Genomic DNA, 15,182 nt, shown 5'->3' on the forward strand with positions numbered 1-15,182 from the left:
GGCGCTGCGCGCTCAGGCCGTGAGGCCGAGCGCGTCCATGCGACGCGTGTGCGCGGCGATGAGCTCGGTGAAGACGGGCTCGACGTCGGCTCCGCGATCACGAGAGTCCGACGCGCGCAGCGCCGACCGGGCGATCAGCAACGTGTCGCCGACGAGGCTGCGCCCCCAGAGGGCGAGCCGGTCGGCGAGGCCGGGCTCCGCCGCGATCGCGGCGAACAACTCGTCGTGGAGCACCCCGGCCGAGGCCTCGTCTTCGGCGAGGATGGCGCGCACGCGCGTCGCGAGTTCGCCGGGCAGGCCCTCCGCGAGCCTCGAGAAGTAGTCGTCGAGCATTCCCGCGGTGACGTGGATGCCGAGCAGCAGCTCGTACCAGTCGGCCCCGGCGCTCGCCTGGCGGAATCGCTCGGCCGCCGGCGCGAACGGCGCCATGACCTCGACGGGTTCGGCATCGAGCCGGCGAAGCTCGGCGATCAGCGCATGGTGCTGCCGCAGCGCCCCGCCCGCGGCGCGACTGAGCCCCTCTTTCGCCGAGAGGGTCGGCGCCGTCGCGACGGAGCGTGCGAGCGACTCGAAGAACTCGAGCTGGATGTACGCGGCCTGACCGAGGAACGGCACGGGCTCGGGCACGAGCTCGGTGAAATCCACCTTCGCGAGGTCGGTCGGAGCGACACGCGGGCGCAGCCGAGGCATCTCGGGGCGCGGAAGGCGCCGATTCGACCAGAAGACCACGCGCACAGCCTATCCGAGGCGTACCGGGGGTCGCGGCTCCAGAAGACCGCGCAGACGACCCATCCGAGGCGTTCAGGGAGTCTCGGATAGGGTAGAGGGTGCATGCGGGCGATGGATCCGCAGCCGTGCGCCTGGAGTTGAGAACGGGGCGCGCATCCGACCGCCACCTCGAGCAACACGAACAGGCAGACTTTTGACCACATTCACCGACCTCGGCATCGCGTCCGACATCGTCGACGCCCTCGCCGGGAAGGGCATCATCGATGCCTTCCCCATCCAGGAACAGACCATCCCCCTCGCCCTCGCCGGCCAGGACATCATCGGCCAGGCCAAGACCGGCACCGGCAAGACCTTCGGATTCGGCCTGCCGATCATTCAGCGCCTCGGCGACGACCCCGAGGGCGGCGTCAAGGCGCTCGTCGTCGTGCCGACCCGCGAACTCTGCGTGCAGGTCACCGAAGACCTCGAGCTCGCGACATCCAATCGCCCGACCAAGATCGTGTCGATCTACGGCGGCAAGGCCTACGAAGGTCAGATCGAGCAGCTGAAGGCCGGCGCGCAGATCGTCGTCGGCACCCCCGGCCGTCTCCTCGACCTCGCCTCGCAGCGCCTCCTCTCGTTGAAGAACGTGCAGGAGATGGTGCTCGACGAGGCCGACAAGATGCTCGACCTCGGCTTCCTCGCCGACATCGAGAAGCTCATGGCGCAGACGCCCGCGACTCGCCACACGATGCTCTTCTCGGCCACCATGCCGGGCCCGATCGTGGCACTCGCGCGCCGCTTCATGGTGCGCCCCATCCACATCCGCGCTACCGACCCCGACGAGGGCCTCACGCAGGCGAACATCAAGCACCTTGTCTACCGCGCGCACTCGCTCGATAAAGACGAGGTCATCTCGCGCATCCTGCAGGCTGAGGGTCGCGGCAAGACCGTCATCTTCACCCGCACGAAGCGTGCGGCGGCCAAGCTCGTCGAGGAGCTCAACGATCGCGGCTTCAACGCCGCCGCCGTGCACGGCGACCTCAACCAAGACCAGCGCGAGCGCGCCATGGCCGCCTTCAAGGCCGGCAAGAAAGACGTGCTCATCGCCACGGATGTCGCGGCGCGCGGCATCGACGTCGACGACGTGACCCACGTCATCAACCACACGATCCCCGACGACGACAAGGCGTACCTGCACCGTGTCGGCCGCACCGGCCGCGCGGGCAAGACCGGCATCGCCGTGACGTTCGTCGACTGGGACGACCTGCACAAGTGGGCGCTCATCAACCGCGCCCTCGAGTTCGGCCAGCCCGAACCCACCGAGACGTACTCGTCGAGCCCGCACCTCTTCAGCGACCTCGACATCCCCGCGGGCACCAAGGGCCGCCTGAAGCCGTCGTCCGCGGTCGCCGCGCCGACGCGCTCCGCCACGGCCGGTCGCAGCGAGGGCCGCTCGGGCGGTCGCTCCGAGGGTCGATCCGGCGGCCGCTCCGAAGGCGGTTCCGAGCGAGCGGATGCCGGCGCGGACCGCGCCCCCCGCACCCGCAGCCGCAACCGCACGCGCGGCGGCAAGCCGGCCGGCGAGACCGCGGGCGTCGTCTCCGAGTCCGCGCCGACCGAGGCCGCCGCGGCGCCTGCCACCCACGCTGCTCCCGCCGAGGCCGTCGCCGTCAAGGAGCCCGGCACGGGCACCCACGACGGCAAGGGCCACGAGCACCACGACGGCAACGCCGCTCCCCCGCGTCGCCGTCGTCGCCGCGGCCCGCGCACCGGTGGCACCACGCCCCAGGTGTAGTTCCGGCAGCTACGTTTCAGCGCCCGCTCGGCTTCGGCCGGGCGGGCGCTGTGCGTTTCGGTTCAGGAGTCTCAGGACACCGATGCCGAGGTCGGCGACTCGGTTCGCGCATGGTCGTCGCGCGTGCGCGCGTCGGTCGTGGCGGCCTCGGCCGGCTGATACCGCAACGCCCACGCGGCCAGAGCGGCGGCGAGGAGGATCGTGATCACCGCGAGCGGCACGTGCAGCGAGGTCAACGAGCGGAACCCGGCGAACGCCAGCAGCGACATGAGCGCGAGCAGCCCGGTGGTCGCCCAGATCGGCCACAGCGGCGACTGCCCGAGGCGTCGTGCGAGGATCGCGGCGACGATGCTGACCATCAAGGCGATGCCCGCGACCGTCGCCATCTCGCGATGCCACCCGAATGCCGACGACTGCCCGCCCATGAACAGGCCGGCGAGCACCGCCTGGCCGAACATGAGGAGTGCGGTCACCGTCAGGGAGATCCGCAGGAACCGCATCGGCCACCGGCGCGTTCCGCGGGCCGTTTGATTGATCGAGGACATGATCGGAGCCTATCGAATAGATCCAAATGGATCAATTGCAATTGGATCGAATTTGGGAGAATCGAACCATGAGCGATGACAGCGGGCAGGTATCGATCGAGGTGGGACTGCTGCTCCACCAGGTCTACACACTGGCGACGCAACGACTGAACGACGCGTTGCGGCCGATGAACCTGACCAGCCGCCACGTCACAGTGATGTTCCTGATCCGAGATGGCGTGCAGACCCAACGCGACCTCGTCGCGCGGCTGAACACCGACAAGACCGGCATGGTGCGTGTGGTCGACGACCTCGAACGGCTCGGCTACGTCACCCGAACGCCCTCGACACTCGACCGCCGGGTGACGATCCTCACGCTCACGAGCGACGGAGCAGACGCACTCCGAACGGCGCAGCAGCACACGAAGCGCGTCTCAGCAGAGCTCTTCCACGCCGTCAGCCCCGACGAACTCGGCACGCTGAAGTCGATCCTGCAGCGCACGCTGGCTCCAAGCCCTGCGCCTCAATCCGTCGGGGGTCCCCACCCTGCCTGACTGGCGAGAGTGGGCTGCCTCTCAGGTTCGTCATCGCCACGGCTTGGAACACCACCACTGCACCGATCACGATCGCCCCGATCCCTGGGCCGACCATGTGGCGAGGCGTTCCAGCCTCCGCGAACGCCTTGCCGACCTCGCCAACGTTCTGTCGGAGGTGCTTCGGGCATGCGCTCACCACGGTCGATGAAGGCGAAGACGCCGAGCCCGATCCATGCCCACGATGCGGCGGTCCACCCGATGGAATGCCTACTCGGGAGGCGGCCCCACGTCCATCGACGACCACTCTGCTTCGTCGGGCAGGCCGGTTGAAGCCAACCCGAACAGCAGGATGTCGAGGCAACGCCGAGTCTCCGTGATGAACTGCTGGAGCATTGGCATCACGTCGTGAGTCGCATCTCGGTGAGTGAGTTGGGCCTTCATGCCCGGGCGGAGGATCATCTGGCCGTGCAGTCGGATCGGCGCTCCTGTGTGGATCGTCCCGAGTACGACGCCATCCCCGAACTTGACGTCTGTGCGCATGTCCACGCGCGGCACCGCCTGCACATCGTGGTCGTCGTACTCGAAGGTCCCGCCGAGATTGATTTCGTGCAGGTCGGCCGAGACCGTCAGGATGTCGCGGTGCTTGTCCTGGATGTCGAGATCGTGGAGCATCGAAAGCACCGAAACGCTCCCAGCTGGCACGTAGGTGAACGGTTGCATGATCCGGAGCCGCTGCTGGAACTCGGGGTGAATCTCGCCGACCCAAGCCTTCACCGCTTCCTTCCACTGCTTCTCGTCCTCACATACTGGGAAAGTCACTTTCCTGGGGTTTGTTGGGCTCGCATCGTCGAACGTCGCCATTCCCCACGCTACGGCGTCGAATGAACTTCGGAGATTGTGCAGGGCGTCGCCGAGATCCAGCGACCATTCGTGCTTCGGTATCCCGCGCGGGACGCGGGCAACAAGGTCGATCCCTCGGCGGTCTTCGCGCAACACGGCGTCGACGGACACGGGCGCACTGGCGTGCCATTCGCCGAACTTGGACTGCAGAGCGGAGACGTGTGAGTTCCCTCGACTCCATTTGAGGTCAGGCCATGTCGTGAAGTTGACACCGCCGACGAGCCGGATCGGCTGTGCAAACGGCGGTTGGTTGTCTTCGGAAGGAGCATCAGTGGACACGGGACCAGCATGGCAGTCGGCACAGACGCTCGTCCTGATGAGCGCCTGGCCGGAGCACCTGCGCGCGGCCTCCGGCGCGGTCTTCCATGACTTCGGATCGCGGACTACTCCAAGCCGAGGAAGCGGAAGCGATGTTCCGTTGTCCTCATCTTGGCGAGCGGAACCCACGACAGCTCCGAGTCGCGAATGAGGGGTCGGAGAACGAATCTCAGGAGAAACACCATGAGGTTGAGGTCGAACCAGCCCACGCAGGCGCCGAGCGAGGCCGCGGTGAGTGGGCCGAGCACGATCCATGAAAGCGCAGCGATCGGAATCACAGCCCAAAGAAGGAAGCCCCGAAGTACGAGCATCAGGAACATTCCGACGTCATTCACTTCGGGCCTCCGATCGAGTCGGTTCAGAGTAACCGCCGCCGGGCGAGTACCCCGTACTTCTTGACTCATCCGCTCACTTCAGCGGCCCACTATGGCAGCACAGGCGCAGACCCGCGCCCCTCGGCGATGATCGCCTCGACGACGTCGGGCGCCGTGCGGCACTCGCCGAGCCGGTTCGGCTTGCCGGTGCCGTGGTAGTCGCTCGAGCCCGTGGTGCGCAGCCCGAAGCGGTTGGCGAGCGCCCGCAACCGCGGCTTCGCGTCGTCGCGGTTCTCGGGGTGGTCGATCTCGAGCCCGAAGAGGCCGGCCTCGACGAGTTGCCGGAGGCGCGCGGGCGGGATGACCCGCTCCGCTCCCCGAGTGCCGGGGTGCGCGAGCACCGGCACTCCGCCGGCCTCACGGATGAGCCGCACGCCGGTGAGCGGGTCGGGCGCGTAGTGCGGCTGCGCGTAGCCCGCGCGCGGGTGCAGGATGCCGTCGAAGGCCGCCGAGCGTGTGGCGGCGTGGCCGCGGGCCACGAGCGCGTCGGCGATGTGCGGGCGTCCGATCGTCGTGCCTTCGACGGTCTGGGCGAGCACGTCGTCCCAGGTGAGCGGGTAGTCGCGGCCGATGCTGCGCACGATCGCCTCGGCGCGGGTGAATCGCGACTCGCGGATCTGCGCCGTCTCGGCGATGAGCGCCTCGTCGAGCGGATCGATCAGGTAGGCGAGCATGTGCACGCTCGTGTAGCCCTCGCGGGTCGAGAGCTCCATGCCCGGGATGAGCGCGACACCCGTCTCGGGCACGGCGGCGGCGGCTTCGGCCCATCCGCTCGTCGAGTCGTGGTCGGTGAGCGCGACGCCCCAGAGGCCGGCACGCGCCGCCTGCCGCATGAGCTCGGCCGGAGCCTCGGTGCCGTCGGAGACCGTCGAGTGCGTGTGCAGGTCGGCTTCGCCCGCGACGACGGTGGCTTCTGGCATCCTGCAATGCTATCCGGGGCCACCGCGACCACCGCGCCCGAGCGACTCACCGGCGACTCCCAGCCGATCGGCAGCGACCGAGCGGCATCCGCTCGACCCCCTCGCCTAGGGTTGGTGGAATGCTCCCCCGCATCCTCGGCTGGGCCACCGTGCTCGGCACCGCTGCCGTCGCGCTCGTGCTCGTGTGGCCGCAGGCGTTCGGCCTGCAGAACCAGTGGGTGGCGGCGCACGTCGTGGCGTTGCGGGGAACCGCGGCGGCGGGCGGCGTCCTGGCGCTGGCCCTCTTCCTGCTGCTCGCCCTCGCCCGCCCCGCCCGTGTCTTCGCCTTCGGGATGGCCGCCGTCTTCGCGCTCTTCGCCGTCGGCAACGTTGCCGTGCTCACGGCCCGCGGGTTCGGGGCATCCGCTGCGGAGTCCGGACCCGATTCCGTCACGGTGCTCTCGTGGAACACGCTCGGCGAGGTGCCCGCGGCCTCGACGATCGCCGATCTCGCGATCGAACGCGGCGCCGACATCGTGGTGCTGCCCGAAACCACCGAGCCGCTCGGCGAGGAGGTCGCGATCGCGATGCGCGAGGGCGGCAGCCCGATGTGGGTGCACACCGCCGCCTACGACGACATCGCGAAGGCCCGGTCGACGACGATCCTCATCAGCCCCGACCTCGGCGACTACGACGTGATCACGCCCGAGGTTCCGGGCCCGCCCGGCAACACGAACACCGTGCCGAGTGTCGTCGCCGACCCGTCCGACGGCGACGGCCCGCGCATCGTCGCCGTGCACGCCGTCGCGCCGATCCGCTGGGAGTTGCGCAACTGGCGCAGCGACCTCGACTGGCTGGTCGAGCAGTGCACCGGCGACGACGTCATCATGGCGGGCGACTTCAACGCCACGGTCGATCACTTCGCCGGTCACGGCATCGACGGCGGCGATCTGGGCCAGTGCACGGATGCCGCAGCGCAGGCCGGTGCCGCGGGCCTCGGCACCTGGCCGGCCGACGTTCCGCCCTTCTTCGGCAGCCCGATCGACCACGTGATGGCGACCCCGAACTGGAGCGTCGAGGCGTTCGAGGTGCTCGAGGGCTACGACGACGCCGGCAGCGATCACCGCCCGATCGTGTCGACCCTCGTCGAGGCGGGCTGACCTCTTCGCGCCTCTCATCCGCCCAGACTCCTGGTCATGAGAGCGCGCAAAGCGTGTCGCATTCCCTGCATGACTGCCCTGCAGATTGTCACCGTGGCGGTGCGAGAATGGTCGCATGGCCAACACCAGCGACACTTCCACGACCGAGACGACGTCGTCCGTCACGACCGCGAGCGAGGAGGGCGGCCGCAACGCGAACCGTTCGACGACGCCCGGCTCGGAGGGTTTCAAGAACTTCATCGGCAGCGGCTGGGCTGAGCGCGACGAGGCGCTGCCGCAGGCCCGGGCGCAGGCACCATTCGCCGCCGCCCGACGCGCGAAGGTCTCAGCGGCCTTCACCGGTCAGCGACTCATCGTGCCGGCGGGCGACGTGAAGCAGCGCGCCAACGACACCGACTACCCGTTCCGTGCGCACTCGGCGTTCGCGCACCTGACCGGGTGGGGTTCCGACTCCGAGCCCGGCGCCGTGCTCGTCTTCGAGCCGACGACCGACGGCCACGAGGCGACCATCTACTTCCGTGAGCGCGCGGGGCGCGACTCCGAGGAGTTCTACGCGAACCCCGCGATCGGCGAGTTCTGGATCGGCGCGCGCCCCTCGCTCGCCCACGTCGCGGCCGACCTCGACGTGGCGACCCGCGGACTCGAGGAGTTCGACCGGGTCATCGACGCCGTCGACACGGCGACGCTCGTGCTGCGCGAGGCAGATGCATCCGTCACGGAGCGCGTCGACCACGCTCGCATCCGCTTCGCGGCCGAGCAGGCGCTGTCGACGAACGCCTCCGACGCCCCGTTCTCGCTCGAGGTCAACGGCTCGCACGAGCCCGACGCCGAGCTCGCCCGTGTGCTCTCCGAGATGCGCCTCGTGAAAGACGAGTTCGAGATCGCCGAGATGCGTGCCGCGATCGATGCGACGCAGCGCGGCTTCACCGAGGTCATCGGCGAGCTGCCGCGCATCACGGCCGAGGTGCGCGGCGAGCGCGTCATCGAGGGCGTCTTCGCGACGCGCGCCCGCCTCGACGGCAATGACGTCGGCTACGACTCGATCGCCGCCGCCGGCCCGCACGCCACGTACTTGCACTGGACCCGCAACGACGGCCCAGTCGTGCCCGGCGACCTCGTGCTGCTCGACGCCGGCGTCGAGATGGACTCCTACTACACCGCCGACATCACGCGCACGTTCCCGGTGAACGGCACGTTCTCCGAGGTGCAGCGCAAGATCTACGAGGCCGTGCGAGAGGCCGCCGACGCGGCGTTCGCGATCGTGAAGCCCGGCATCGTGTTCCGCGAGGTGCACGCCGCGGCGATGCAGGTCATCGCTCGCAAGACCGCGGAGTGGGGCTTCCTGCCGGTCTCGGCTGAGGAGTCGCTCGAGCCCGAGAACCAGTTCCACCGTCGCTACATGGTGCACGGCACGAGCCACCACCTGGGCCTCGACGTGCACGACTGCGCGCAGGCTCGTCGCGAGATGTACATGGACGGCGTGCTCGAAGCCGGCATGGTCTTCACGATCGAGCCGGGCCTCTACTTCCAGGCCGACGACCTCACCGTGCCCGTGGAGTTCCGCGGTATCGGCGTGCGCATCGAAGACGACATCCTCGTCACCGAGGGCGGCGCCGAGAACCTCTCGGCCGGCATCCCCCGCACGGCCGACGAGGTCGAGGCGTGGGTGCGGGGCGGCGCTCGGTAGCGTTCGACGGGGTGGTCAGGCCGCCGACTTCGACAGTCGGCGAGCCTGCCACCACGCCCAGAACCGGGCGAGCTGGCGTTTGGTGAAGGCGGCGGCGCGCTTCGCCCATGCGAACTCGGTGCCGAGAATCGCGAGGCCGAGGAAGACGATGAGCCACCCCGGGCCGGGCAGCGGCACGAGCAGCAGGCCGACGGTCGCGATCAGGCCGCCGAGCACGCCGACGGCCACTCGGTAGGCGCGGCGCAGGCCTGGCCGGCGTTCGATGCGGCGACGGATGGCGCGGAGCATCCGCCTGATCGGTCGATCGGGTCGTTCACCCTCGGCGATCTCGTTCGCGATCTCGTTCTGCGTCACCATGCGGTCACGATATATCGCGAGTCTGGGAGAAGCCCCGACCTCGAAAGTTGTGCGGCCTGCGCGCCCAGCGCAGTCCGGCTCAGCGCTCCGGCGCGGGCGGCTCCTCGGCCGTCGATGCTTCGGCCTCGCTGCCGTCACCGCCGGGCTGCGGCGGCGCGGATGCCGCGTCGCCGCCGTCGTTCGTCGGCGCGAGCTCCCCGTAGCGCGGGCGCACAGGGGCCTGCGCACCGCGGGACGCTTCGGTGGCGGCGCGCTTCGCGGCATCCGTCGCCTCGCCGTAGCTCAGCGGTCGCCCGCCGTTCTCGACCGGCAGGTTCGCCGCCGGACGCTCGGGGGTCGGGGCATCGACGCCGAGCACGCTGCGGGCGCGGTCGACATGCGCGCTCTCGGCGATGATCGCGTACTTCGTCGCGAGCACCTGCCCGACCGAGGTGAAGTCGCGACGGCGGCGGTTCATCGAGTACGAGACCACGCTGAAGATCATGCCGAACCCGGCACCGATGAGCACTGCCGAGATGAGGATGCCGACGGAAGCGCCGGTCGGCGCGAAGATGAAGAAGAGCAGGCCGAGGAAGGTGCCGAACCAGGCGCCCGACAGTGCGCCGGCGCCGGCCGCGCGGCCCCAGGTGAGCTTTCCCGTGATGCGTTCGACGCTCGTGAGGTCGGTGCCGACGATCGCGAGCTCCTTCACGGGGAACTCGGCCTTGGCGAGTGCGTCGACGGCGGACTGCGCCTCGGCGTAGGTCTCGAAGCTCGCCACCGTCTCGCCCTTGGGCAGGATCGGGTAGGTACGGCCGACTCGGCCGCCGAACGGGGATTGAGTGCTCACCCGCTCATTCTTCCACGACGCGCGCCGGGCCGGCCCGGAAGCGGGCCTCGCACGAGGCATCCGGGACTAAGTTGGTAGGCGTGAGCGCCACGAGAGTCTTCGTCGCCCGACTCGCCGGGTGCGCCGTCTTCGACCCCAACGGCGATCGGGTCGGCAAGGTGCGCGACGTCCTCGTCGTGTACCGCAAGAGCGACCCGCCGCGCGTCGTGGGCCTCATCGTCGAGATTCCCGGCAAGCGCCGCGTCTTCCTCTCGATCGGCCGGGTGACCTCGATCGGCGGCGGCCAGATCATCACGACGGGTCTCATCAACCTCCGCCGTTTCGAGCAGCGCGGCGGCGAGGTGCGCGTCATCGCCGAGATGCTCGGCCGCAAGGTCGCCTTCACCGACGGGTCGGGCGATGCCTCGATCGAGGATGTCGCGATCGAGGAGCTGGAGCCCGGCGAATGGCAGGTCGACCAGCTGTTCGTGCGTCGCCCCAAGGGCGCTTCGCCGTTCTCGAAGGGCCAGTCGGCCTACGTCACGTGGCGCGAGGTGCGCGAGGTGAACCCGCCCGGTGAGGCGCAGTCCGCCGAGCACCTCATCGCCTCCTACTCCGAGCTGAAGCCCGCCGACCTCGCCAACACCCTCCTCGACCTGCCGGCGCAGCGCCGCCAGGAAGTGGCGGAAGAACTCTCCGACGATCGCCTCGCCGACGTGCTCGAAGAGATGCCCGAGTCCGACCAGGTCGTGATCCTCGCGGGCCTCGGCGACGACCGCGCCGCCGACGTGCTCGACCACATGCAGCCCGACGACGCCGCCGACCTCATCGCGCAGCTGCCAGAGGGCCGCGGCGAGCACCTGCTCGAGCTCATGGAGCCCGAAGAGGCCGACGACGTGCGCTTCCTGCTCTCGTACGGGCCCGACACCGCCGGCGGTCTCATGACGCCCGAACCGATCATCGTCTCGGCCGACGCGACCGTCGCCGAGGGCCTCGCGCTCATCCGCCGCCACGACCTGCCGCCTGCGCTCGGCGCCGCGGTCTGCGTGACACTGCCGCCGTACGAGCCCCCGACCGGGCGATTCCTCGGCCTCGTGCACTTCCAGCGCATGCTGCGCTATCCCCCGCACGAGCGGCTCGGCACCCTGATCGACCAGGGCCTCGAGCCCGTGCGGGCCGACACCTCGGCCGCCGAGGTCAGTCGCATCCTCGCGAGCTACGACCTCGTCTCGGTGCCGGTCGTCGACGAGAAGCATCGACTCGTCGGGGTGGTGACGATTGACGACGTGCTCGACTACCTCCTGCCAGATGACTGGCGAAGTCATCCCGAAGATACCGAGGTGGGGCGCCGCGCAGCCGCGCGAGCCCAGCTGACGACGGGGAGTATCCCCATCCCACACGGAAGGAGGGCAGGAGATGGCACGCGCTGACGCCGACGACCGGCGATTCGACACCCCGAAGGGCACGCGCCGCGCCCGCTCCTTCCGCGGCTCGGGTGACAGCGACCGTTTCGGCCGCTTCACCGAGCTCGTCGCCCGCGGCATGGGCACGCCGGGCTTCCTGCTCGGGCTGTCGGTGTTCGCGATCGGCTGGATGGTCTGGAACACCTTCGCGCCCGAGGAGTGGCGGTTCGACTCGATCGCGATCGGCTTCACCGCGCTCACGCTCGTGCTCTCGCTGCAGGCCTCGTACGCCGCGCCCCTCATCCTGCTCGCGCAGAACCGTCAGGACGACCGCGACCGCGTGCAGATCGAGCAGGACCGCCAGCGCGCCGAGCGCAACCTCGCCGACACCGAGTACCTCGCCCGCGAGGTCGTCGCACTCCGCCTCGCCATGAAAGACCTTGCCTCGCGCGAGTTCATCCGCTCAGAGCTGCGCTCGATCATCGAGGAGCTCGACCGACGCGACGAGGAGGACGCCGAGCATGGCCGCCGCTGACGCAGCAGGAACACCGGCGACGGCCGACCCGGCGGCACTCGAGACGGCGGTGCGTGCCGCGCTCACGAGCGTCATCGACCCCGAGATCCGCAAGCCCATCACCGAGCTCGACATGGTCGACCGGGTGGTGGTCGGCGACGACGGCCGCGTCGAGGTGGGCATCCGCCTGACGATCGTCGGATGCCCCGCCTCCGACCGCATCGAACGCGACGTGCGCCAGGCGGCCGAGACCGTCGTCGGCGACGGCAACGCCGTAGTCGTGCTCGGGGTCATGACGCCCGAGCAGCGGGCTGCGCTCACGGAGCGGCTGCGCGGGGGCAAGGCGGCCCGCGGCAACCCGTTCGGCCCCGGCAGCCTGACCCGCGTGATCGCGGTCACCAGCGGCAAGGGCGGTGTCGGCAAGTCGACGATCACCGCGAACCTCGCCGTCGCGCTCGCCGCCCGCGGACTCTCGGTCGGACTCGTCGACGCCGACGTGCACGGCTTCTCGATCCCCGGCCTGCTCGGTCTCGTCGACGACTCGGGCCTCGCCGCCCGGCCCACCCGGGTCGACGAGATGATCCTGCCGCCCGTCGCGCACGGCGTGAAGGTCATCTCGATCGGCATGTTCGTCGAGCCGAGCGAAGCGGGCGGTCGCGCGTCATCCGTCGCCGTCGCCTGGCGCGGGCCGATGCTGCATCGCACGCTCTCGCAATTCCTCACCGACGTGTACTTCGGCGATCTCGACGTGCTGCTCGTCGACCTGCCGCCCGGCACGGGCGATGTCGCGATCTCACTCGGGCAGCTGCTGCCGAACGCGGAGGTCGTCGTCGTGACGACGCCGCAGCCCGCGGCGGCCGACGTCGCCGAGCGCTCGGGCGTCGTGGCACGTCAGACCGGGCAGAAGATCGTGGGCGTCGTCGAGAACATGGCCGGCTTCGCGCAGCCCGGCGGCGAGATCTTCGACCTCTTCGGCGCCGGCGGCGGCGCGATCGTGGCCGAGCGCCTGTCGGCGGGTCAGCCCGCGCCGGTTCCGCTGCTCGCGAGCGTGCCGCTCAGCGTCGCCCTCCGCCGCGGCGGCGACGACGGGATGCCGGTCGTGCTCGCCGAGCCCGACGACCCCGCCGCCCGCGCGATCGAACAGGTCGCGGCCCAACTCGCCGCCGTGCCCCGGTCGCTGGCCGGTCGACGACTCGACGTCACGGTCCGGTGAGCGGATGTCGCGCGCCCGCCTGACCCGCCGGCACGCGATGCCCTTCGCCGCCGTCGTCGCGGTTGCCGCGACCTCGTTCGGACTCGCCGCGTGCGCTCCGCTGGCCCTGATTCCGGCCGCCGAGCTGCCCGAGGGCCTCTCCGCCCGCGTGCAGCAGGGGCGACTCGACATCGAGGCCCACCGACTCGTGGTGCGCCTCGAGAACGCCGGGGACGAATCGGTGACGATCGAACGGCTCGAGGTGGTCTCGCCCACACTCACGCCCGGAATGGTGCGGGGCGAACCGTTCGAAGTGGCACCCGGCGATGCCCTGCAGATCCGCATGCCGCTGTCGGCGAGCGAGTGCGGCGACGGGTCCTCGCCGGGGCCCGAACCCGAACCCGAGGCGACGATCCTCCTCGAGGTCACGGCGCCGTCGGGCAAGGCGTCCGGCGAGCTCATCGCCGACGATCCGCACGGCACGCTCGCCCGTATCGCGAATGCCGACTGCCTCGCCGAGTCCGTCGAGCGGGTCGCCGCCATCGAGATGCCCGAGCACCTGCGCACGACCGGCAGCGGTGCCGAGCAGCGGGCGTTCATCGACGTCGAGGTCGTGCCCGCGGCATCCGGTGCCGGCGACATTGACGGCTCGTTCGTGATCGACCGCGTATACGGCACGACCCTGCTGAACGCCGAGGGCGGCGTCGACTGGCCGCTCGGCACGGAGGTGGCGGCCGGCGGCGAACCCGTGACGATCGCGCTGCCGGTGCGCCCTGCCCGCTGCGACGCCCACGCGATCGCCGACGACAAGCGCGGCACGATCCTGCCCTTCGAGATCCGCACGAGCGACGGGCGCGAAGGCCGGCTCGACCGATCGTCGGGCGATGTGCTGAAGGCCGAGCTCTACGCGTACTACGGCGAGCGATGCGGGCTCGAGTGACGACAACGGCACTTGCGCCGATCGCCCAGGTGCCGCGGGTCGAGGCTCGGTAGAATCCGGGCATGAGCACCCCGAATCCGGCTCCGGCAGCCCTCTCCGACGAATCGCGCGCCCAGCTGCTCAATGCTGAGGTCGCCCGATACGCGCAACGCGGCTGGACGGTGCAGTCCGTCGCGGCGGGCCAGGCCGTCGTCTCCAAGAACAAGCGCATCGGATGGTTCTGGAACCTGATCCTCGTGATCCTGACCGGTGGCCTGTGGCTGATCTACGTCGTCTACCGTGCGCTCAATCGCAAGGTGATGACCGTCGTCATCACGGTCGACCCCGCGGGGCGGATCCGCACGAGCTGAGGCGACCGTTCCGGCTCGATCTCTCCCGATCCGACTGCTCCCTCCTCCGCTGTTGCCTCGTACTTCGCCCGCTCTTCCTCCCTACAGTCCTCCTGCACTCTTCGCCCCTCGCGCCCCTGTGGAGAACTTCCGCTGGGTGTCGCTTGTGGAGGACAAGTGGGGTTGAAAGCGCTGGTGAGCGGATGTTTCGGAGCCACCCGGAATGTCGGTGGGTGGTGGCAGTGTGGTGGGTATGGCAGGCATCCCCGAAGCGCTCGAGCTGGTCCGCTCGGCGCTGCTGGCCGCGCTCGATCAGAGGGCGCCGCAAGGTCTGGGTGATGACGAGCTGCTGTTGGTGACGGCGGCGCTGGAGGCGGTCGGCCGGGTCGTTGATGCGCACCGGGCCGGGGTTGCGGGTGAGATCGACGAACGCTCCCGCATCGAGCTCGGCAGCGAACGGTTGTCGGCACGCAAGGGGTGCCGGTCCGCGGCCGAACTCGTCGAACGCGTGACGCAGGTCTCCGGCAGCGAGGCCCGGCGCCGCATCAGTGTCGGGGCCGCGATCCGGCCGAGGGTCTCGTTCACCGGGCAACCACAAGACCCCGTGTACCGGCACCTCGCCGCCGGGGTCGCGGCCGGTGAGGTCGGGTTGGATGCCGCGGCCACGATCGTCCGGGAGCTCGGCCGGGCTCGTACCGTCGCCGACCCGGTCGCCGCCGATGCCGCCGAACACGC

Annotated in this window: 16 protein-coding genes and 1 pseudogene; 10 read left to right on the top strand and 7 right to left on the bottom strand. The window is 70.0% G+C overall.

Features of this window, described 5'->3' with window-relative positions:
• Positions 1-12: 12 nt before the first annotated feature.
• On the bottom strand, positions 13-729 hold the full coding sequence (locus VPH61_RS12075) for a ferritin-like fold-containing protein (RefSeq protein ID WP_332063728.1): 717 nt from the start codon (positions 727-729) through the stop codon (positions 13-15).
• A 193-nt stretch (positions 730-922) separates the two neighbouring features.
• On the opposite strand from VPH61_RS12075, the gene VPH61_RS12080 reads away from it, so the two are divergent.
• Positions 923-2,506, top strand: a complete 1,584-nt coding sequence (locus VPH61_RS12080; protein WP_332063729.1) for a DEAD/DEAH box helicase — start codon at positions 923-925, stop codon at positions 2,504-2,506.
• Positions 2,507-2,577: 71 nt separating this feature from the next.
• On the opposite strand, the gene VPH61_RS12085 is transcribed toward VPH61_RS12080, so the two are convergent.
• On the bottom strand, positions 2,578-3,051 hold the full coding sequence (locus VPH61_RS12085) for a hypothetical protein (RefSeq protein ID WP_332063730.1): 474 nt from the start codon (positions 3,049-3,051) through the stop codon (positions 2,578-2,580).
• A gap of 68 nt (positions 3,052-3,119) precedes the next feature.
• On the opposite strand from VPH61_RS12085, the gene VPH61_RS12090 reads away from it, so the two are divergent.
• Positions 3,120-3,584 carry a MarR family winged helix-turn-helix transcriptional regulator gene (locus tag VPH61_RS12090; RefSeq protein WP_332063731.1) on the top strand — a complete coding sequence of 155 codons (465 nt, stop codon included), beginning with the start codon at positions 3,120-3,122 and terminating at the stop codon, positions 3,582-3,584.
• Between the two features lie 249 nt (positions 3,585-3,833).
• On the opposite strand, the gene VPH61_RS12095 is transcribed toward VPH61_RS12090, so the two are convergent.
• The 3 genes from VPH61_RS12095 to VPH61_RS12105 form a co-directional block, all read right to left on the bottom strand.
• Complete coding sequence (locus tag VPH61_RS12095; protein WP_332063732.1) at positions 3,834-4,745, bottom strand: hypothetical protein; 912 nt, start codon at positions 4,743-4,745, stop codon at positions 3,834-3,836.
• A gap of 104 nt (positions 4,746-4,849) precedes the next feature.
• Complete coding sequence (locus VPH61_RS12100; RefSeq protein WP_332063733.1) at positions 4,850-5,119, bottom strand: hypothetical protein; 270 nt, start codon at positions 5,117-5,119, stop codon at positions 4,850-4,852.
• An 89-nt stretch (positions 5,120-5,208) separates the two neighbouring features.
• Positions 5,209-6,078: a PHP domain-containing protein gene (locus VPH61_RS12105; protein ID WP_332063734.1), complete on the bottom strand. Its 870-nt coding sequence runs from the start codon at positions 6,076-6,078 to the stop codon at positions 5,209-5,211.
• 119 nt (positions 6,079-6,197) lie between these two features.
• Here VPH61_RS12105 and VPH61_RS12110 point away from each other — a divergent pair, with 119 nt between their 5' ends.
• Together VPH61_RS12110 and VPH61_RS12115 are read left to right on the top strand one after the other, a co-directional pair.
• Positions 6,198-7,217 carry an endonuclease/exonuclease/phosphatase family protein gene (locus VPH61_RS12110; protein ID WP_332063735.1) on the top strand — a complete coding sequence of 340 codons (1,020 nt, stop codon included), beginning with the start codon at positions 6,198-6,200 and terminating at the stop codon, positions 7,215-7,217.
• Positions 7,218-7,332: 115 nt separating this feature from the next.
• The gene (locus VPH61_RS12115; protein ID WP_332063736.1) at positions 7,333-8,904 is read left to right on the top strand and encodes an aminopeptidase P family protein; all 1,572 of its coding nucleotides are present in this window, start codon (positions 7,333-7,335) and stop codon (positions 8,902-8,904) included.
• 15 nt (positions 8,905-8,919) lie between these two features.
• Here VPH61_RS12115 and VPH61_RS12120 read toward each other — a convergent pair whose 3' ends face one another.
• The gene (locus VPH61_RS12120) at positions 8,920-9,261 is read right to left on the bottom strand and encodes a TIGR02611 family protein (protein ID WP_332063737.1); all 342 of its coding nucleotides are present in this window, start codon (positions 9,259-9,261) and stop codon (positions 8,920-8,922) included.
• Positions 9,262-9,340: 79 nt separating this feature from the next.
• Positions 9,341-10,090, bottom strand: a complete 750-nt coding sequence (locus VPH61_RS12125; RefSeq protein ID WP_332063738.1) for a general stress protein — start codon at positions 10,088-10,090, stop codon at positions 9,341-9,343.
• Between the two features lie 80 nt (positions 10,091-10,170).
• Here VPH61_RS12125 and VPH61_RS12130 point away from each other — a divergent pair, with 80 nt between their 5' ends.
• The 6 genes and pseudogenes from VPH61_RS12130 to VPH61_RS12155 all read left to right on the top strand — a co-directional run.
• Positions 10,171-11,499 carry a magnesium transporter MgtE N-terminal domain-containing protein gene (locus tag VPH61_RS12130; RefSeq protein WP_332063739.1) on the top strand — a complete coding sequence of 443 codons (1,329 nt, stop codon included), beginning with the start codon at positions 10,171-10,173 and terminating at the stop codon, positions 11,497-11,499.
• Complete coding sequence (locus VPH61_RS12135; RefSeq protein ID WP_332063740.1) at positions 11,486-12,007, top strand: DUF1003 domain-containing protein; 522 nt, start codon at positions 11,486-11,488, stop codon at positions 12,005-12,007. Before VPH61_RS12130 ends, VPH61_RS12135 begins: the two co-directional genes overlap by 14 nt.
• The gene (locus tag VPH61_RS12140; protein WP_332063741.1) at positions 11,994-13,199 is read left to right on the top strand and encodes an Mrp/NBP35 family ATP-binding protein; all 1,206 of its coding nucleotides are present in this window, start codon (positions 11,994-11,996) and stop codon (positions 13,197-13,199) included. The genes VPH61_RS12135 and VPH61_RS12140 overlap by 14 nt, the downstream gene beginning before the upstream one ends.
• Positions 13,200-13,203: 4 nt before the next feature.
• A complete protein-coding gene (locus tag VPH61_RS12145; protein ID WP_332063742.1) occupies positions 13,204-14,118 on the top strand; it encodes a hypothetical protein in 915 nt (304 codons plus the stop codon).
• A 62-nt stretch (positions 14,119-14,180) separates the two neighbouring features.
• A complete protein-coding gene (locus VPH61_RS12150) occupies positions 14,181-14,468 on the top strand; it encodes a hypothetical protein (protein ID WP_332063743.1) in 288 nt (95 codons plus the stop codon).
• Between the two features lie 232 nt (positions 14,469-14,700).
• Positions 14,701-15,182: pseudogene (locus VPH61_RS12155) on the top strand (hypothetical protein); the annotation flags it as partial.

Origin of the sequence: Agromyces sp. CCNWLW203 (assembly GCF_036576125.1) — a bacterium.
In the GTDB taxonomy this organism is placed as follows: Bacteria; Actinomycetota; Actinomycetes; order Actinomycetales; family Microbacteriaceae; genus Agromyces.